Source organism: Flavobacterium antarcticum DSM 19726, from assembly GCF_000419685.1.
GTDB lineage: Bacteria > Bacteroidota > Bacteroidia > Flavobacteriales > Flavobacteriaceae > Flavobacterium > Flavobacterium antarcticum.
Genome location: NZ_ATTM01000001.1, coordinates 295,518 through 313,843, shown reverse-complemented (window position 1 = coordinate 313,843; position 18,326 = coordinate 295,518). Strand labels below are relative to the sequence as shown.

General features: G+C 35.0%; 16 protein-coding genes and 1 tRNA gene. 7 read left to right on the top strand and 10 right to left on the bottom strand.

Going from position 1 to position 18,326, the window contains the following annotated elements; all coding sequences use genetic code 11:
* Positions 1 to 3 precede the first annotated feature (3 nt).
* The 7 genes from YWA_RS0101465 to YWA_RS0101435 form a co-directional block, all read right to left on the bottom strand.
* Positions 4 to 375 carry a Sec-independent protein translocase subunit TatA/TatB gene (locus tag YWA_RS0101465; protein WP_022826720.1) on the bottom strand — a complete coding sequence of 124 codons (372 nt, stop codon included), beginning with the start codon at positions 373 to 375 and terminating at the stop codon, positions 4 to 6.
* A 71-nt stretch (positions 376 to 446) separates the two neighbouring features.
* On the bottom strand, positions 447 to 2,678 hold the full coding sequence (locus tag YWA_RS0101460; RefSeq protein ID WP_022826719.1) for a M1 family metallopeptidase: 2,232 nt from the start codon (positions 2,676 to 2,678) through the stop codon (positions 447 to 449).
* A gap of 43 nt (positions 2,679 to 2,721) precedes the next feature.
* A complete protein-coding gene (locus YWA_RS14475; protein ID WP_022826718.1) occupies positions 2,722 to 3,237 on the bottom strand; it encodes a DUF6702 family protein in 516 nt (171 codons plus the stop codon).
* Positions 3,238 to 3,248: 11 nt separating this feature from the next.
* On the bottom strand, positions 3,249 to 4,034 hold the full coding sequence (locus tag YWA_RS0101450; protein WP_157505274.1) for a hypothetical protein: 786 nt from the start codon (positions 4,032 to 4,034) through the stop codon (positions 3,249 to 3,251).
* Positions 4,024 to 4,782, bottom strand: a complete 759-nt coding sequence (locus YWA_RS0101445) for a hypothetical protein (protein WP_022826716.1) — start codon at positions 4,780 to 4,782, stop codon at positions 4,024 to 4,026. Before YWA_RS0101445 ends, YWA_RS0101450 begins: the two co-directional genes overlap by 11 nt.
* Positions 4,772 to 5,482 carry a hypothetical protein gene (locus tag YWA_RS0101440; protein WP_022826715.1) on the bottom strand — a complete coding sequence of 237 codons (711 nt, stop codon included), beginning with the start codon at positions 5,480 to 5,482 and terminating at the stop codon, positions 4,772 to 4,774. The genes YWA_RS0101445 and YWA_RS0101440 overlap by 11 nt, the downstream gene beginning before the upstream one ends.
* Positions 5,469 to 6,218, bottom strand: a complete 750-nt coding sequence (locus YWA_RS0101435) for a hypothetical protein (RefSeq protein WP_022826714.1) — start codon at positions 6,216 to 6,218, stop codon at positions 5,469 to 5,471. Before YWA_RS0101435 ends, YWA_RS0101440 begins: the two co-directional genes overlap by 14 nt.
* A 399-nt stretch (positions 6,219 to 6,617) precedes the next feature.
* Between YWA_RS0101435 and pepE the strand changes: the two genes are divergently transcribed.
* Positions 6,618 to 7,337 (top strand): dipeptidase PepE, encoded by a 720-nt coding sequence (gene pepE, locus YWA_RS0101425; RefSeq protein ID WP_022826712.1) that lies wholly within the window; start codon positions 6,618 to 6,620, stop codon positions 7,335 to 7,337.
* A gap of 33 nt (positions 7,338 to 7,370) precedes the next feature.
* On the opposite strand, the gene YWA_RS0101420 is transcribed toward pepE, so the two are convergent.
* Positions 7,371 to 7,446: transfer RNA gene (locus tag YWA_RS0101420), tRNA-Gly, on the bottom strand.
* Positions 7,447 to 7,584: 138 nt separating this feature from the next.
* Between YWA_RS0101420 and YWA_RS0101415 the strand changes: the two genes are divergently transcribed.
* Positions 7,585 to 8,022, top strand: a complete 438-nt coding sequence (locus YWA_RS0101415) for a GNAT family N-acetyltransferase (protein WP_022826711.1) — start codon at positions 7,585 to 7,587, stop codon at positions 8,020 to 8,022.
* 4 nt (positions 8,023 to 8,026) lie between these two features.
* Here the strand turns inward: YWA_RS0101415 and YWA_RS14470 are convergent, their stop codons facing one another.
* Entirely contained in the window at positions 8,027 to 8,758 is a 732-nt protein-coding gene (locus YWA_RS14470) for a murein L,D-transpeptidase catalytic domain family protein (RefSeq protein WP_022826710.1), read from the bottom strand.
* A 233-nt stretch (positions 8,759 to 8,991) separates the two neighbouring features.
* On the opposite strand from YWA_RS14470, the gene YWA_RS0101405 reads away from it, so the two are divergent.
* The 5 genes from YWA_RS0101405 to YWA_RS0101385 all read left to right on the top strand — a co-directional run bounded on the left by YWA_RS0101405 (position 8,992) and on the right by YWA_RS0101385 (position 15,451).
* Positions 8,992 to 11,397 carry a DUF5916 domain-containing protein gene (locus YWA_RS0101405; protein WP_022826709.1) on the top strand — a complete coding sequence of 802 codons (2,406 nt, stop codon included), beginning with the start codon at positions 8,992 to 8,994 and terminating at the stop codon, positions 11,395 to 11,397.
* Positions 11,398 to 11,490: 93 nt separating this feature from the next.
* Positions 11,491 to 13,014 carry a 2,3-bisphosphoglycerate-independent phosphoglycerate mutase gene (gene gpmI / locus YWA_RS0101400; RefSeq protein WP_022826708.1) on the top strand — a complete coding sequence of 508 codons (1,524 nt, stop codon included), beginning with the start codon at positions 11,491 to 11,493 and terminating at the stop codon, positions 13,012 to 13,014.
* Between the two features lie 262 nt (positions 13,015 to 13,276).
* Positions 13,277 to 14,095, top strand: coding sequence for a type I methionyl aminopeptidase (map, locus tag YWA_RS0101395; protein WP_022826707.1), 819 nt, complete (start codon positions 13,277 to 13,279; stop codon positions 14,093 to 14,095).
* A gap of 153 nt (positions 14,096 to 14,248) precedes the next feature.
* Positions 14,249 to 14,623 carry a GxxExxY protein gene (locus YWA_RS0101390; protein ID WP_022826706.1) on the top strand — a complete coding sequence of 125 codons (375 nt, stop codon included), beginning with the start codon at positions 14,249 to 14,251 and terminating at the stop codon, positions 14,621 to 14,623.
* A 63-nt stretch (positions 14,624 to 14,686) separates the two neighbouring features.
* Positions 14,687 to 15,451: a class I SAM-dependent methyltransferase gene (locus tag YWA_RS0101385; protein WP_022826705.1), complete on the top strand. Its 765-nt coding sequence runs from the start codon at positions 14,687 to 14,689 to the stop codon at positions 15,449 to 15,451.
* A gap of 49 nt (positions 15,452 to 15,500) precedes the next feature.
* On the opposite strand, the gene YWA_RS0101380 is transcribed toward YWA_RS0101385, so the two are convergent.
* Complete coding sequence (locus tag YWA_RS0101380; protein ID WP_022826704.1) at positions 15,501 to 18,308, bottom strand: M16 family metallopeptidase; 2,808 nt, start codon at positions 18,306 to 18,308, stop codon at positions 15,501 to 15,503.
* Between the last annotated feature and the right edge of the window lie 18 nt (positions 18,309 to 18,326).

Here is an 18,326-nt window from a genome sequence, read left to right as displayed (position 1 = left end):
AATCTAGCGTTGTCTTTTAATTGGTCCGGTTAAATCGTCTAAATTCACTTTCGCTTTCGAAATTTCAGAGTCGATATCAGCTTTAATGCTTTTTACATCTAAGGAGTTATTTAAAACTACATCGTCTTTGATTCCGTCCACATGTTCTTTTAAACTTCCGAATTCAGCGTCAAAACCGCTCGTTAAACTTTTTCTATCTAATCCGTTTTCTTCGGCACTTCGCTGAATTTCGTTTTTAATATCGTCGGTTGCGTGTTTTAATTGTGCCATTCCTTTCGCCATGGTTCGTGCAATTTCTGGTACTTTATCCGCACCAAAAAGCATGATCGCAATCAGTATAATGACAAATATTTCTGAACCTCCAATTCCAAACATAATTTCTTTTATTTACGGTGCAAAGTTACAAAGGAACTTTCCGAATAAGGGACGTATTAACACTTTTTTTACTAGTCAAATTTTGACTTCACTTCTTCTTTTGGCCATGTATTATTTGAAATATCAATATCGGCTGTTTCTAATTCGGCATCTACAATAATTTTTGAAATTCTTTTTTCAGTGGCAAAAGTTCGCGTCACCTTTTCGTCACTTAAATGCCAAATTTGAGCTGGAAAACGATGCTTTTCAACTGAACCGTCTTCTAAAATCAAGTCGACAATCAACGGCATTACTAATCCACCTGGTTTATCAAAAGTCACTTCGTAGAAATAATTTGGCGAATTTAAAGCTGCAATTTCTTTCTTAGTGAAATTGGAATTTAAATATTCTTTAAGCGTCTTAATTTCTTTTACATCTACAGATTTTGGTTTGTCGGACGATTGCATTTCAACGGCATAAACCATTGGTCCTGTCAAGTTATAACGGTTTCTTCGCGAAGATTGTGGCACGTTCAAACCTTTTGGCAGTTCGTCTGTAACCGTAAATAAACGCACGTCTTTAATACCAATATCGTTATAATCCGTGGTGTAAAACCATCCTCTCCAAAACCAATCTAAATCAACAGCAGACGCATCTTCCATCGTTCTGAAAAAATCTTCAGGAGTAGGATGTTTGAATTTCCAACGATTTGCATACGTTTTAAATGCATAATCGAATAATTCGTGTCCCATAACCGTTTCACGCAAAATATTTAAAGCCGTTGCCGGTTTTCCGTAAGCGTTATTTCCAAACTGTCGGATACTTTCTGAGTTGGTCATGATCGGTTCCAAACCACGTTGATCGCCTTTCATATAAGGAACAATTAATCGTGCTGGTCCACGACGACTTGGGAAATCTTTCTGAAATGTAGTTTCGGCTAAATATTGTAAGAACGTATTCAATCCTTCATCCATCCAAGTCCATTGTCTTTCATCCGAATTGACAATCATTGGGAAATAATTGTGTCCTACTTCGTGAATAATCACGCCAATCATCCCGTATTTCGTTTGATCCGAAGTAATGCCTTTTTCGTCTGGACGACCAAAATTCCAACAAATCATTGGGTATTCCATTCCTTGGTCTTCCGCATTTACGGAAACTGCTTTTGGATACGGATAATCAAACGTATAGCTCGAATAACTTTTCAAAGTATGTGCCACGACACGAGTTGAATACTGTTCCCACAATGGATTTCCTTCTTTCGGATAAAGTGATTCTGCCATTACGGTTCGGTCACCCATTTTCACAGCCATGGCATCGTAAATGAATTTTCGAGAAGTTGAAATTCCAAAATCACGCACATTTTCAGCTTTCCAACGCCACGTTTTCGTTTGATTGGATTTACTTTTTTCGGCTTTTTCGGCTTCATCTTGCGTAACAATAACTACCGGATTTTCGTAACTTTTTTCAGCAAGAGCCAAACGTTTTAATTGTGCAGCAGTAAAAACTTGTTCTCTATTTTGCAACACTCCCGTCGCATTCATAATATGATCTGCGGGAACGGTAATATTCACTTCGTAATCGCCAAAAGCTAAAGCAAATTCTCCACCACCCCAAAACTGCATGTTTTGCCATCCTTCCACATCATTATACACTGCCATTCTTGGAAAAAATTGTGCCAAAACGTACAAGTTATTTCCGTCTTTTTCAAAATGTTCGTAACCTGAACGACCGCCTTCTACTCTGTAATTATTAATGTTGTACCACCATTTTATTGTGAAAACCATTTTTGAATTTCCTTTCAAAGGTTCGGCCAAATTAATTCGCATCATCGTTTCGTTAATCGTATACGAAAGTGGTTTGCCGTTTTCATCTACAACCGACATAATATTAAAACCGCGATCTGCTGCTTGCTCCAAATATTTTTTTGAAAAACCTTTCGTGCTTATGGCTTCATCCATGTATGAACTTCCATTTTTCTTGGTCACTGAATTTTTATTTCTTCTGTTTTGGTCCAATTGCAACCACAAATAATCGAGAGACTCTTTCGCATTATTATGATAAGTAATCGTTTCTACGCCTGATAATTTTGCGTTTACGTCATCTAGCACGACGTCCATTTTATAATCTGCTTTCTGCTGATAATATTCGGGACCTGGCGCTCCGGAAGCGGTTCGATACATGTTTGGCGTCGCCATCAAATCATACATTTGACGAAATTTATTAGTATCTACCTGTCCTTTTTGTTTTTCAGGAGCCGTTTGAGCAACTAGAGAAACCGATGAAAAGAAAGTGCAAATGGCAAGAAAGCGATATAAATTCATAAAGCGGATTTTTTTTTGAGACCTTAAAAGTAGGAAAATATTTTTAATTTCTTGAAATCGTTATGTTTTCTACATAATAATCTCCTGTGAAAATATAGTTGTTCTTATTGTTGTAAAAATTGGTTTGAATGATGTTTTGCTGGTCCGAATAAAGGTCTAGCAAAGCGTTATTTTGAATTTTAAAAGAATTGATTTTTTTAATATCCGTAATTTTCAAATAGACAATCACCACGTTATTATCAATTTCTTTACTTAAGAAAACGACCTGTTTCTCTTTTCCGTCGATAGAAACCCGAATATGTTTTGCCAAATATTTTTTCAAAACTGCGACGTCTTGAATCGTTTCCGACTTCTCGCCTAACGTAGTTTTAATTTTGAACTCCTGTTCCAATGCTGCATTCAAATCGTCCATGAATATTCGAGCAGTGATTTCCACTCTTTTTTTCTCGGGAACAAAATCAATTTGATAAATGGAAACGTAAAATTTATGTGCGCCAAAAGAACTTAACAGCACAATGAAAACGGTCGCAAAAAAAAGAGTTGTTTTTTTATTCATCATTTATAAAAGTTCTATTTCTTTGAAGCCAAGTATTCTTGCTTCTTTACTTTCAAAAATTCGATAAGCTCGAAATCATTTGCGATCGAAAGGATTTTCTTTGAATTAGGATCGCTTTCGCAAAAAATTAAAAAAGCATTCGTTTCTGCCGGATCCATATTCAACGTATTTCTAAAAAAATCATCTGAAAATCTATTTTCAACTACGACAGAAAATCGGGTAACATCTCTGTTTTTATTTTTCTGAGCTTCATTTCGTTTGAAAGCGCGAACTAATTTCCGACCAATTTTATTGAAATCCATCATGTACCTGCTGTCTAAATATCCAGGCATTAGCTTATTTTCCGGCGTAGATTGTAAATCATCTTCGTATAATGTTGCAATTGCAGTTTGATTATCTATTTTCGCTTTTAAGGTGGCCACTTTAATATTCTTATTGTCTTTATTCAAATCGCCACTTAATGCATTTGGATTAATAACTACTTCGTCCAATGGACTCGCTTGACTTTCTAATTTAATTTTTAAAACATTAAATTTCAAATCAGCATCGTTTAAAACAAGTATTTGATGTGGGAAATTAAAGCCGGAAAAGATCAAAGTATCCTTTACGCGAACTAAAATTTGAAAAGTTCCATCCTTTTTAGAAACGGTCGCTGTTTTTGCCGTTTTATTGGTAATTAAAATATCCTCAACCGACATTGATTCTGAAAGCACTTGACCATTGAGGACTTCTCTGGGCAGTTTCTGAGCCACCAATCCGCTTGTAATTAATAGTAAGACAAATAGTAATTTACTTTTCATAATCATTTCGTTTTTTAAATTCAGTTGCAATTCGGTATAAATTAAATTCCATTCGCGGTTTGTTTTTACTAGTAATAGCTTCGATTAAAACAGCATCATAAATGGCATAATTTTTAAAAGTACCCAAATATAAGGTTTCAATCCCTAATTTTTCTGTAAAAAAGGCGTCGGTATAATTAAATTCTAATTTTTCAAGAAGGATTTCTTTTTCTTCCGCTTTCAATGCTCTTTTCAACATTGCAGTTCGACCCGAAATCCAATTCATTAATGGATCTAAACCTATCGAACCGCCAGCCATGGTTCCAACATTTAAAGACGCATCGAGTTCAGTTGCTGTTCGAAGTCGTCGTTCTGCCGGTGTATATACTTTCGCCGGACTTGATAAAATTCCTAAAGCAACAGCATTGATCCTCGCATTTTCATAAATTTGAACTTCATCAAGTTGCAAGACTTTAGAAGTCATCTTAATTTCAATACTGCCTTTATTGTAGTCCGATTCTTCCACAATCATTCGCATGTAATCTAAAAATTCTGCAGAAAAAACGAGTAAATCATCGGGCTTTGCTAAAATTGAAAAATTACCTGCTTCATCCGTAATCGCTTCTTTTTCGTTGACCAAATTAATGACGCGAATTCCTTCTAGTTTTGAGTCTTTAACACTAATTTTACCCTGAATAAGTTTCTCTTTCTGTGCAAAAACAGCTGCTGAAGAACACAGAAGAATGATCAAAAATAATTTACTTCGCATCCCGAATTGCTTTATAGTCTGAAGCCAATTTAATCATTATAAATGTGACAAGAAAAGAATTAGTTCCCTTTAACGCTTCTTTTAATTTAAAATCTTCCACGGCAAAATAATGGAATCCTCCAATTTCTTCGACTGGAATTTTAAGTGTTTCTGTGTAAAATTTTTCTGGATAACGTCCATCCAAAGCGGTTAATGCAAACTCTCTTTTTTCAATTGCGATTCCATCTTCTAATACCGCCTTTCGTCCGGAAATTAAATTTAGTAAGCCGTCAACTGGCGAGCTTGATGACGCGTACATCCGACGTTGTGCAACTGTATATTTTTTAGCAGGTTTTGATAAAATACCCAAATCTACTGCATTAATTCTGCTGTAGTTTACAATTTCAACTTCTTCTAATACCGTACTTTTTGAAGTCATTTCAACGGAAATTTTGCCAGAAGCAAACTCATCTTCCTCTATAATTTTACGCATATAATCCAAATGATCCGCACTAAATAATAATAAATCGTCCGGATGAACTTCGATTAAAAACCCACCATTTTCATCAGAAATAACTTCTTCTTCGGTATTTAAATTGATGACGTGAACTCCACTCGCTTTGGCATCAGCCACCCGAATTGTCCCTTTTATCTTGACACTTTTCTGTGCAAATACAAATGTATTAATGAAGAGAAAGAATAAAATACTAGTCGTTTTCATTTTGCTTACTTTTAAATTGACTGTGTTTCTGAATCAAATAAAACGTCATTTTACTTTTCTCTCGATTCTCTAAAATGGTTTTGAATTCTTCTTCGTCCAATATGAAATACGTGAACTCAGTTACTTGATCGGGATCAATTTTGATTTGTGAAATCAGTTCCTCTTTTGGAAAAAAATCCTGAAATTCCTCTAATCGCTTGCGGTTTTTCTCTAAGATAATTTCTTTCTTCAAGCGTTTCGTCTTGCCATTGATTGCATTGAGTATTGGATCTACCTCAATGGAACCACCTAACAATCCTAATAAATGGATGGGTTTAAAATCGCCAGCTGTCTTTAAACGACGTTCCATTGTGGTGTAGCTTTTGGCTGGTTTCTGCAGAATTCCTAAATTGACAGCGTTATAGGTTTTAATTTCTACTTCTTTTAAAACAGTTAGCTTAGAAGTCATTTCGACCGTGATTTTTGATTGCTGAAAATCAGAAACTTCGACGAGTTTTCGCATGTAATCCAAATGATCATTAGAAAAAATCAACACATCTTCAGGTTGCGCAAGGATTGTAAATAATCCGTTGCCGTCACTTTTCACTTCTTGTTCCGTATTCAAATTTAAAATCAAAACATTGGAAGGTCGTGCATTGGGAACACTAATTCTACCTTGAATTTGCTTTCTGTTTTGTGCAATTCCAATTGTAGTAAAAAAGAAGATTAAAAGTGGTAAAGTAATTTTCGTTCCCAAATAGTTTAATTTACAGTTGTTGAATAGATTGTAAATGTATTGGGAAGACTTCCAAATTAAGTCCTAATGCGATTGTAAATATTTGTTAATTAAAACAAACGCAGTTTATTACAAACATTGAATTATTGGCCTATTTCCTTTTAAAAAAACGACCAGCTAAATAAAACACCACTAAAAAAAATACGACAGCAATTGAAACTAATGCTACAAATGCTGTTAAGGTGGAAACTTTGCCCATTATGATTTATTATTTTATTGACATAGTAAAGCTAGTTAAAAATTATAAATCAATTTCAAATATCGAGGTCAAAAGTGGAATTCACCACTAATTTAAAAATTTTAATGATTCCATTTGAAACATTTACAGAAGATTTTTACCTTTAAACTCAAATTATTGATATGAAAAATTTAATTATAGCAAGTACTTCCACACTACACGGTGGCAATTATCTAGAATATATCTTACCGGAATTAAAAATTCACTTTGCAAGTTGCAGTAGTCTCTTATTTATTCCCTTTGCGCGACCTGGCGGAATTTCACATGAAGACTATACTGCTAAAGTAAAAGAAACGTTCGCGACAATCAATATTGACGTCAAAGGAATACACGAATTTGAAGATTATAAGAAAGCCGTTTCAGAAGCAGATGGAATATTTACTGGCGGTGGAAATACGTTTTTACTGGTAGCACAATTGTACAAGTTTCAAGTAATGGATGTTTTAGCCGAAACGCTTAAAAAAGGAACGCCGTATTTAGGAACAAGTGCTGGAAGTAATATTACTGGATTGACGATGCAAACGACAAACGACATGCCGATTATTTATCCACCAAGTTTTCGCACCTTGGGAATGTTGTCTTTTAATTTAAATCCACATTATTTAGATCCGGACCACCAATCAAAACACATGGGTGAAACGCGTGAAACCCGAATTAAAGAATACCACGCTTTTAATACCGTTCCTGTTTTAGGATTGCGAGAAGGAAGTTGGCTTGACGTAAAAGGAAACACGATTACTTTAAAAGGAAATTTAAATGCTCGAATTTTTAGACAAAATCAATCGGCAGAAGAAGTGGAATCAGGAAGTGATTTAAGTACGCTCGGAACGTTGAGTTTATAGCAAAAAAAAAGTCTCAAATTACTTTGAGACTTTTGGAGCGAAAGACGAGGCTCGAACTCGCGACAACCAGCTTGGAAGGCTGGAGCTCTACCAACTGAGCTACTTTCGCTTATCAACGGTGCAAATATAAGTAATAAAATTACTTTATTGCAAACTTTTTTCTCAAAAAAAATTTAAACATTTATAGAAATAGCGTTTTCGAGTTGCTAATTAATTTACCTTTAAAAAGTTATATGCTTAAAAAAATATGCCAAACATCAAAAAAATTACTGCAGAAACTACTTTTAGCGTCAGAAATCCTGTTTTAAGACCTAATCAACCGGTGGAAAGTTGCCGTTTTGAAGGCGATAATTTACCAACAACAACGCATTTTGGATATTTCGAGGATGAAAAGCTCGTTGGAATTGTTTCCGTTTTTGAAAAAGCGAATCCAAATTGGCAAACAAATAAGCAAATACAAGTTCGCGGAATGGCGATTTTGGATGAATTTCAAAAAAAAGGAATTGGCGAGAAGCTAATGCAAGGCGTTATCAATTTGGCACAAGAAAACCAAATGGAATTGATTTGGTTTAATGCAAGAAAAAATGCGGTTCCGTTTTATGAAAAACTAAATTTTCACATTAACGGAACCGCATTTGAAATTGAAACTGTTGGTACTCATTATCTGATGTACCGTTTCATTTAAAGTATTAAGACAAGTGTTTTACATCTTCCTTTTTGTCTAATGAAGGATGGTAGATATATAAACATGATTTGTCTTTTATTGTATTGATAATCTCTTTAGTCATATTCATCGGTATCGCTGGGCAACCCAAACTACGACCTAAACGACTGTGGTTTTTGATAAATGAATCTGCTACATAATCAGCACCATGCATTACAACCGCACGAGCTCTAGCGTTGTCATTCACTCCACGCTCTAAACCGTCTAAACGTAATGAAAGGCCGTGTTTTCCTTGGTAAACTTCACCAGTAGCATAAAATCCTAGACTGCTTTTGTACGATTCTCCTTCGTTTGAAAAAGAATTTGCAAACTCATTGCCCGTATTTCTACCGTGTGCTACAAGAGAATTATAAAGAACTGTTTTTGTGCTTAAATCAATAATCCAAAGACGTTTTGCATTTGATGACAAACTAAAATCAATTAAAGTCAATATGTTTTTTTGAATTTTACCTTTCGCTTGCAAATCATAGAATCCTTTTAATGCTTTAGTAAAACTCTCCACTTTTGGCAATGAAAGTTCGTTTGCATCTAATGAATTGTATAAATTTAAGGCTTTGGCTTCCGCCGAAATGGTAACGTTTGCTGCAAGAATTTTTGTCGATTGTAGGTTAACTTTTGTGTTATCCGAAGCAACTTCGGGGTTAGAACTAAAACTTGCGAACAATAAGAAAAAGAAGGGAAAAATTTTATAAATCATTGATAGTGTTTTTTATACATTAGTAATGAACGAGGCAAAAATATAAAAATTGTCGAGAAAAATAGTCTTATGAAAAACTTTAACAAAAATGTTATTTTCTAAACATTTGAAGCATAATCCGTATTATAATATCACAACTTTTACAAGACTTTAAACGATGATTGTAAAATTTAATTGTGATTCGCTAAAAATAATTGTGAAATGATTAGCTTTGTAGGTATAATACAATGATTATGCCAAAACACCATTTATCGATAAGTATTTTCTTTATAATTCTTTCTTATTCAGGATATTCACAAAAAAAAACGTTACAAACACATTCCATAAATGAGAAAATTTCGATAGACGGAAAATTAGATGAATCTGCATGGCAAACTGTATCTGCAGCGACCAATTTTGTAATGTTTGAACCCGACAATGGCATCGCAATTTCAGCTGAAAAAGAAACCACTGTTCGTGTGCTTTATGATAACGAAGCGATTTACATCAGTGCGGTTTTAAAAGACAACCAACCCGACAAGATTTTAAAAGAGATTACACAAAGAGATAATTTTGGAACCGCCGACCATTTTGGTGTTTTCATTAATGGTTATAACGACGGTCAACAAGATTTCCGATTTCTTGTAAGTGCGGCAGGCGTTCAGATGGATTGCATTGCCACGGAAGGAAATGAAGATTACAGTTGGGATGGAATTTGGGCCAGCGATGTTTCCATAACAGACGAAGGATGGATTGTTGAAATGCGAATTCCGTATGCAGCCTTGCGTTTTTCAAAAGAGAAAATTCAAACGTGGGGAATTAACTTTTACCGGGAAATTAAGCGCGACCGTCAGAAATATTCTTGGAATCCCATAAATTTAGAAGTGGGTGCTTTATTACCACAAACCGGACAATTAGAAGGAATTGAAAATATTGAAACCCCTACTCGACTGTTTTTTATTCCGTATTCTTCGTATTATTACGAAAACAATGCTACAACTTCAAGTCACACTTTTAAAGCAGGAATGGATATCAAATACGGGATTAACGATTCCTTTACTTTAGATGCGATTTTGGTTCCTGATTTTGGTCAAACCGTTTACGATAACGTCGAATTAAATCTCGGACCTTTCGAACAACAATTCAATGAAAACCGGCCTTTTTTCACAGAAGGAACCGACTTATTTAATAAAGGTGGATTGCTTTATTCAAGGAGAATTGGTGGAAGTCCGTCTACTTACGCCACTTCGGAAGATGCCAATATTGAAATTAAAAATCCAACATCGGTCAACTTAATTAATGCTGTAAAAGTTTCAGGAAGAACCAAAAGCGGTTTGGGAATTGGTGTTTTAAATGCGATTACAGAGCGAACATATGCCAATGTATTCGATAAGATTGCACAAAAATCTTCAAAAGTAGAAGTGGAACCTTTGACGAATTATAATGTTTTAGTTATCGACCAAAGATTCAATCAAAACTCGTCCGTTTCCTTTGTCAATACGAATGTTACGCGAAACGGAACTTTTAGAGATGCGAACGTTTCTGCGTTTGTTTATGATTTGAATACTTCAAATAATCGGTACAATCTTTCGGGTGACTTGAAGTACAGTTACATCAATCGTTTTGGAAATGCCGATGATAAAAATGGAATTAATACAACAATTGGCATTGGAAAAAAAGGCGGAAAATGGCGTTACAATGCGGGTGCAAATTATGTTTCGAAAGAATACGACCCCAATGATTTGGGAATAAATTTTATAACCGATTATCATGGAGGCTATGCGAATTTGGGTTATCGTATTTTAAATCCAACGAAATTATTCAACACATTTCGAATCAATTACAACAATTATCTCGAAATTCAGAACACTTCGGGACGGTTGCAGCAAGCTCAATTTAACATCGACATGAAGGCAAATACGCTAAAAAACGATTATTTAGCGTTTGAACTTTATTTGAACCCAATAAAAGTCTATGATTTTTATGAAGCTCGTGTAGAAGACCGATTCGTTACGATACCGCAGAATGTGTACACGGCTTTTATCCTGTCTACGAATTACAACAGAAAATTTGCCCTTGACATTACGCCTTACGGCAAATTTTTCAACGAAAAAGACCGAAAAATGTACGGAATTACGATTGAACCAAGGTACCGATTCAACGACCGACTGCTGATGACTTATTCGCTAGACATGACGCGGTTAAAAAACGATAAAGGATTTGCGGATTTAGATGCAAATGATGAAATTAACTTTTCCAATCGCGATATTCAAACCGTAACTAACGAACTTTCGGCTAAATATGCGATTAATCCGAAAATGACATTGAATCTTGCCGCACGTTATTATTGGGCGATTTCTGAAAATAGAAATTATTTATCTTTGAAAAATGATGGCTCATTGGTTGAAAACAATGTGTTTTCTCAAGATTCCAATATTAATTACAACACGCTTAATTTTGATTTGTCGTATTCTTGGTGGTTTGCACCGGGAAGTGAAATTTCAGTTTTGTACCGCAATAACGGTATGAATTATACTAATTTAATTGACAGAAATATCGGGCCGAATTTCCGAAACCTTATCGATAGTAATTTGAATACGATTTTTTCAGTTAGCGTTCGTTATTTCATTGATTACAATACTATTAAAAGCAGATTTTAAAGTAAAATAGCTTCGTTAAATTTAGTCATAATTGTGACCGAAAACAAAACACCGAACAATCGATTTTTTACATTTGTTTAAAACACAACAACCATGAATAAGAAAGTAATTTTAATGATTTTAGACGGTTGGGGGAAATCTCCGGATCCTAAAGTTTCAGCCATAGACAATGCCCAAACACCTTTTATTGATAGTTTATATAAAAATTATCCTTCTGCTCAACTTCGAACGGACGGTTTAAATGTGGGTTTGCCTGAAGGCCAAATGGGGAATTCTGAAGTCGGCCACATGAATTTAGGTGCGGGAAGAATTATCTACCAAGATTTGGCCAAAATAAATTTAGCTGTTGAAAATCACACGTTAAAAAACGAAAAAACATTAGTGGACGCTTTTGAATTTGCTAAGAAAAACAGTCGCAAAGTTCACTTTTTAGGATTAGTTTCGGATGGCGGAGTTCATTCGCACATCAATCATTTAAAAGGTTTGCTTGAAGCTGCGGAAGATTTTGGTTTGGAAAAAGTATTTGTTCACGCTTTTACAGACGGTCGTGATGTGGACCCAAAATCAGGAATTGGTTTCATTGCCGATTTAGAAACTTTTTTAAGTACGAAAAAAGCAAAATTAGCTTCTGTAATTGGACGTTATTATGCAATGGACCGCGATAGACGTTGGGAACGCGTTAAACTTGCCTACGATTTATTGGTAAACGGAAAAGGAAAACATTCAAAAAATGTTGTGGAAAGTATTCAAGAAAGTTATGATAACGATGTTACAGATGAGTTTATTCATGCAATTGTAATGACGGATGATGCAAATAATCCAATTGCAAAAATCGAAGAAGGCGATGTGGTGTTATTTTTTAATTTTAGAACAGACCGCGGCCGCCAATTGACAGAAGTATTAACGCAATGCGACATGCACGAATTCAATATGCATAAACTGAATGATTTGTATTATGTGACGATGACAAGTTACGACGACACTTACAAGGGAATGCATGTGATTTATGAGAAAGATAATATTACAGAAACTTTAGGAGAAGTCCTTGAAAAGCACGGAAAAAAACAAATTCGTATTGCTGAAACCGAGAAATATCCACATGTAACGTTTTTCTTTTCGGGAGGTCGTGAAGCTGAATTTGTAGGCGAAAGTCGGATTTTACGTCCTTCGCCAAAAGTCGCAACTTACGATTTACAACCTGAAATGAGTGCGTATGATTTGACGAATGCTTTAGTTCCTGAACTAGAAAAAGAAGAAGTTGATTTCGTGTGTTTGAATTTTGCAAACGGAGATATGGTTGGTCATACAGGTGTTATGGAAGCTGCGATTAAAGCTTGTGAAGCGGTTGACAAATGTGTAGAAAAAGTAATTACGACTGCATTGGCTCATAATTACACCACAATCGTAATCGCCGACCACGGAAATTGCGAAACGATGATTAATCCTGATGGTTCACCAAATACGGCTCACACCACGAATCCTGTTCCAATTATTTTGGTAGATAAAGACTTGAAATTCATTAGCAATGGTGTTTTGAGTGATATTGCACCAACCGTTTTAGAATTGATTGGTATTGAAAAACCGAAAGCAATGACGAGACATTCGCTTTTACATTAAATAATTTTAGCCACGAATTGTGCCAATTTTCACTAATAAAATAGTAATCGAGGTTTCATTAAGAAGATTATAGAGTTCATTATCCGTGGGTATTAGGGTAATTCGTGGCAAATAATAATTCAAAATGTTTCATCAAAAGCCAATTTTGTTGAAACATTTTTTTTTGGCGAAAGCCGAATATTATTGAACTAAAAATGGGTGCAAAGTACCGAACCTCGTTTCGCTAAAAATCGTTACTTTTGCACAATCAAAAAATAAGAAAATGATTATCCAGAAATCAAGAGAAGAAATTGAGTTGATGCGTCAAAGCGCTTTACTAGTTTCGAAAACTTTAGGAATGATTGCGACCGAAATCAAAGAAGGCGTAACTACTTTACATTTAGACAAATTAGCAGAAGCATACATACGCGACAACGGAGGAACTCCAGGTTTTCTTGGACTTTACGGTTGTCCATCAACACTTTTAACGAGTGTGAATGAGCAAGTAGTTCACGGTTTACCAACGAACCGACCAATTGAAAATGGCGACATCGTATCTGTAGATTGTGGTGCAATTTTGAATGAATTTTATGGCGACCACGCTTATACTTTTGAAATTGGCGAAGTGGCTCCCGAAACTAAAAAACTACTTCAAGTTACGAAGGAATCTTTATACGTTGGAATTCGGGAATTGAAGATAGGAAATCGTGTGGAAGATGTTGGAAATGCGATTCAAACGTATTGTGAAGCACATAAATATACGGTTGTTCGCGAATTAGTTGGACACGGATTAGGACGCAAAATGCACGAAGATCCAGAAATGCCAAATTATGGTAAAAAAGGACGTGGAAAATTATTCGTTGAAGGAATGGTTGTCGCAATTGAACCGATGATTAATCTTGGAACGAGAAATATCAAAACGTTAAAAGACGGTTGGACGATTGTTACGGCTGATAGAAAACCAAGTGCACACTTTGAACACAATGTAGCAATTGTAAATGGAAGACCCGAATTGCTTTCAACTTTTGGCTATGTTTATGAAGCGTTGGGAATTGTTTCTGATGAAGAAAATGAATTTAGAATGCAACCTTTAGTTTTATAATTTTACACAGATTTCACAGATTTTCACGAATTAAATTTGGATTAATTTAAATTGAAAGGAATTAAATTCTTTTTGTAAAAGTTTACACAGATTTACTTCGTCTCTTCTAGCATAGCTCTCGGGTCACAGATTTACACGAATTAAATTTGGCTTATGGATGATTTTTATTTGAAAGAGGAAACCTATAAAATTATAGGATTGTGCATGGAAGTGCATAGGATTCTTGGTAAAGGTCATAGTGAAGTTGTTTATAAAGATGCATTGGAATATGAGTTTAAAATAAATTCAATTCCGTTTCAAAGAGAAAAAATATATGAAATTGCATATAAAGAAATAATTTTACCTCGAAAATATATAGCCGATTTTGTAGTGTTTAATGAAATCATTTTTGAAGTGAAAGCTATTTCTCAATTAACATTGAGCGACACCAAACAAACTTTAAATTATCTTGCGTGTTCTCAAAATAAATTAGGTTTAATTATAAATTTTGGCGAAGACAGCTTAAAATACAAACGAATTATTCTTTAAAAATCTTTGTGAATTAGTGTAATCTGTGTGAAAAACGATTCATTAAATTCCTTTTAAAATTCAATGAAAAAAATATTCAAATTCATTTTAAACACAATTCCCCGCCCGCTATTAATTCGGATGAGTTATGTTGCGCGACCAATTATGGCTTTTGCTTTGAAAGGTTCGACGTACACAGACCCGATTGACGGAAAGAGTTTTAAAAACTTCTTGCCTTACGGTTACGGAACACAGCGAAATAATGTTCTATCGCCAAGTACTTTGTCGTTAGAACGGCATCGATTATTGTGGCTTTATTTGAATAATGAAACTGATTTTTTCACGACTCCAAAAAAAGTATTGCATTTTGCTCCTGAACAAGCATTTTACAAACTATTTCGGAATCAGAAAAATTTAGATTACACCACAACCGATTTGTTTTCGCCTTTGGCTGATGTAAAAGCGGACATTTGCAATCTACCTTTTAAAGATAATACGTACGACATCATATTGTGTAACCACGTTTTAGAACATATTCCTGACGACACGAAAGCAATGCAGGAATTATACCGCGTATTAAAACCAGGCGGAATGGGAATTTTCCAAATTCCACAAGATTTAAATCGGGAGAAGACTTTCGCAGATGATACGATTGTTGACCAAAAAGAGCGTGCTAAAATATTTGGACAATACGACCACGTTCGGATTTATGGACGTGATTATTTTGATAAATTAAGAAGCATCGGATTTAAGGTAATTGAAGAAGATTATACCAAGAAGTTAAGTCCCGAATTGGTTACAAAATACTGTTTAGCACCTAGAGAAATTATTCCAATTTGTTACAAATAAAAAAAGCCTGATTTTAAAATCAGGCTTTACTTTTTCAATTCACTAAAAATTAGTTTTCCGGCATCAAGATTCCGACAACTTTATCTTTCGATAAATATTTCTTGGCTACATCTTGCAAATCTTTTGTGGTAAGTGCTTTGATTCTTTCTTCCATTTTCAAAACATCAGAAGCTGCAGTTCCGTTTGTGTAAGCACGAGTCAAAGTTGATAACCAAAAACGATTTTCTTTACTGTCCTTTTTGAAATCTGCCAACTCCCCTTCTTTGTATTTAGCTAAATCAACGGCTTGAGGTCCATCTTTAATTATTTTATTCAATTCACGTAAAGCAGATTGCGTTAATTTTTCAGCATTATCTGGGCCGCAAGGAAACGAAATATTAAAACTATACGAACCATAAGGCACTTTACTCATACTTCCACGTGCACTAATTCCGTAAACACCGCTTTCGTTCTCGCGCAATTCCTCGATTAATTTGATAGTCAAAACTTCTCCTAAAGCTTCCATTGCTAACGCTTCTTTTGGCGAATAAGTCGTGTCACCAAAATACATAATCGTTACGTTACTTTTAGGGTCTGTTCCCTTATTTACGACCTTTTTTAAATCCCCTTTTGGCATTCTGAAACCTAAATCAGTCATTTTTTCACGCTCCTTTGTACTTGGTAAACTTCCCAAATATTTAGCAGCATACTCTTCCATTTTAGCGTCATCCACATTTCCTACGAAGAAGAATTCAAAATCGCCTGCATTCGCAAAACGCTCTTTATACTTGTTGTACGCCAACTCATAATTTGTTTGTTCCCACGCTTTATCGTCAGGAATTATTCCGAAGAATCTTGGATTGTCTTTCAATAAAAACCCATAAAATTCTTTTTGGAAATAGAAATTCGGAGTCGAAGCCATATTTTTATAAAACGAATTCTGCTTCTGTTTGTAACCGTCAAACGCCTCTTTGTCCATATTCAAATCCGTGAAATACGCATGCGTCATTTGGAACAAATACTCTAAATCTTTTGGAGTTGCACTTCCGTTAAATCCTTCTGAAGTACTTCCAATGTATGGATTCACATTTGCAATTTTACCCGTCATGAATTTATTGATGTCGTTCAATTTCAAACCTGAAAAACCTGCTTCAGTCAAAGCTCCATTCGCAAATTGAGTTTGTCTCAACTCGTCATTTGAATATAAATTACTACCTCCAAAACTGATTCCACTCATCAGAATCTCATCATTTTTGAAATCGGTTTTCTTGTACGTTACTTTCACACCATTAGAAAGTGTCAAAGTAGTAGTGCCAATTTTAGCATCTTTTTCTCTTTTAACAACAGTTCCAGCTTTCACATCTTTACGCAACAAACTTGAAGCAACTTCTGAATCTTCGTAAGCTGTAATTGCATCTGTATTTACTTTCAAAGCTGATAAAACTTCTGCTTCACTTGGCAATTTCAACCCTTCTTTTTCAGGTCCAGTCAAAATAACCACGCGATTATCCTCTTTGATATAATCGTTAATCAATCCATTAATGTCTTTCAATTCAATTGTCGGCAACACTTTTACAAGCATATTGTACGTCCATTCAATTCCCGGAGTTGGTTCTTTTTCTAAAAAATGCGCTTGATATTCACCCACAAAACTAGATGAATTTGTTTTATTACGGTCATTGTAAGCATTTTCCATTCCTGCTACGAAATCCGATTTTGCACGTTCTAATTCTCCCTCTGTAAATCCGAATTTCTTTACACGTTCGTTTTCAGTAACCAACACTTTCAACGCGTCCAATTGTTTGTCTTCAGCCGACATAGCAAAGGATTGATACGCTTCTTTAGTTCTCGCATACGTTCCGCCGTGGTACGAATATCCGTAAGTAAACGGAGGTGTTGGAGAATTCGCTAACTCACCCAAACGGTTATTTATCATCGTTGAAAACAATCCTTCGACCATTTCTTTTCTGAAGTCGCCCACCGTTACCATTGGTTTTGGCATTTCATAATCTTTATAAATCAATTGCACTTGAGCAGAAGGCGCTTCTTTGTCGCTTTCAACTGCTACGAAAGTCTCCTTATGATTCGGCACTTCGTAAATTGTTCTTGGACGCTCATTTTTAGGATTTTGATACGAAGAAAAATGCGCTTTCACTTTTTTCTCCATTTCATCCACATTAATATCACCCACAACAATTACACTCATCAAATTTGGTCGGTACCAATCTTTGTAGAAACTTACTAATTTATCATGAGTAAAATTTTCTAAAACTTCTTTTTTACCAATAGGAAGTCGGTCCGCATAATGCGATTTGTACATCATTTTAGGCATGAACCTTCCCATCATTCGTTTTCCAGCTCCAAGACCAATTCGGTATTCTTCTAAAACAACACCTCTTTCTTTGTCGATTTCAGCAGGAGTTAAAACCGCATTAAAAGCCCAATCTTCAATAATTTGAAACCCTTTTTCTAATTTTTCAGGGTCGTCAGAAGGAATCGGTAAGAAGTAAACTGTTTCGTCAAAACTCGTGTACGCATTCAAATGCTGTCCGAATTTCACACCGATACTTTGCAAATAATCAACCAATTTGTTTTTAGGAAAATTCTTTGTTCCATTGAAACACATGTGTTCCATAAAATGTGCTAATCCTTGTTGGTCATCATTTTCCAAAATTGAACCTGCATTTATAACAAGTCGTAAGTCAACTTTGTTTTCAGGTTTTGCATTTTGCTTAATGTAGTAGGTCAATCCGTTCGCTAATTTTCCAGTTCTAACACTAGAATCAAATGGAATTAACGCATCACTTTTCATTTCTTGCGCTACCATAGTTACCGGTAAGGCTAATAAAAACAAAAGCGTTCTTGTAATTTGTTTCATATATAATTATTTAATTGG

What these genes read in the sequence shown, in the direction of transcription:
- YWA_RS0101465 (WP_022826720.1), bottom strand. Translation starts at nt 375, where the DNA reads ATGTTTGGAATTGGAGGTTCAGAAATATTTGTCATTATACTGATTGCG.
- YWA_RS0101460 (WP_022826719.1), bottom strand. Translation starts at nt 2,678, where the DNA reads ATGAATTTATATCGCTTTCTTGCCATTTGCACTTTCTTTTCATCGGTT.
- YWA_RS14475 (WP_022826718.1), bottom strand. Translation starts at nt 3,237, where the DNA reads ATGATGAATAAAAAAACAACTCTTTTTTTTGCGACCGTTTTCATTGTG.
- YWA_RS0101450 (WP_157505274.1), bottom strand. Translation starts at nt 4,034, where the DNA reads ATGAAAAGTAAATTACTATTTGTCTTACTATTAATTACAAGCGGATTG.
- YWA_RS0101445 (WP_022826716.1), bottom strand. Translation starts at nt 4,782, where the DNA reads ATGCGAAGTAAATTATTTTTGATCATTCTTCTGTGTTCTTCAGCAGCT.
- YWA_RS0101440 (WP_022826715.1), bottom strand. Translation starts at nt 5,482, where the DNA reads ATGAAAACGACTAGTATTTTATTCTTTCTCTTCATTAATACATTTGTA.
- pepE (WP_022826712.1), top strand. Translation starts at nt 6,618, where the DNA reads ATGAAAAATTTAATTATAGCAAGTACTTCCACACTACACGGTGGCAAT.
- YWA_RS0101415 (WP_022826711.1), top strand. Translation starts at nt 7,585, where the DNA reads ATGCCAAACATCAAAAAAATTACTGCAGAAACTACTTTTAGCGTCAGA.
- YWA_RS14470 (WP_022826710.1), bottom strand. Translation starts at nt 8,758, where the DNA reads ATGATTTATAAAATTTTTCCCTTCTTTTTCTTATTGTTCGCAAGTTTT.
- YWA_RS0101405 (WP_022826709.1), top strand. Translation starts at nt 8,992, where the DNA reads ATGCCAAAACACCATTTATCGATAAGTATTTTCTTTATAATTCTTTCT.
- gpmI (WP_022826708.1), top strand. Translation starts at nt 11,491, where the DNA reads ATGAATAAGAAAGTAATTTTAATGATTTTAGACGGTTGGGGGAAATCT.
- map (WP_022826707.1), top strand. Translation starts at nt 13,277, where the DNA reads ATGATTATCCAGAAATCAAGAGAAGAAATTGAGTTGATGCGTCAAAGC.
- YWA_RS0101390 (WP_022826706.1), top strand. Translation starts at nt 14,249, where the DNA reads ATGGATGATTTTTATTTGAAAGAGGAAACCTATAAAATTATAGGATTG.
- YWA_RS0101385 (WP_022826705.1), top strand. Translation starts at nt 14,687, where the DNA reads ATGAAAAAAATATTCAAATTCATTTTAAACACAATTCCCCGCCCGCTA.
- YWA_RS0101380 (WP_022826704.1), bottom strand. Translation starts at nt 18,308, where the DNA reads ATGAAACAAATTACAAGAACGCTTTTGTTTTTATTAGCCTTACCGGTA.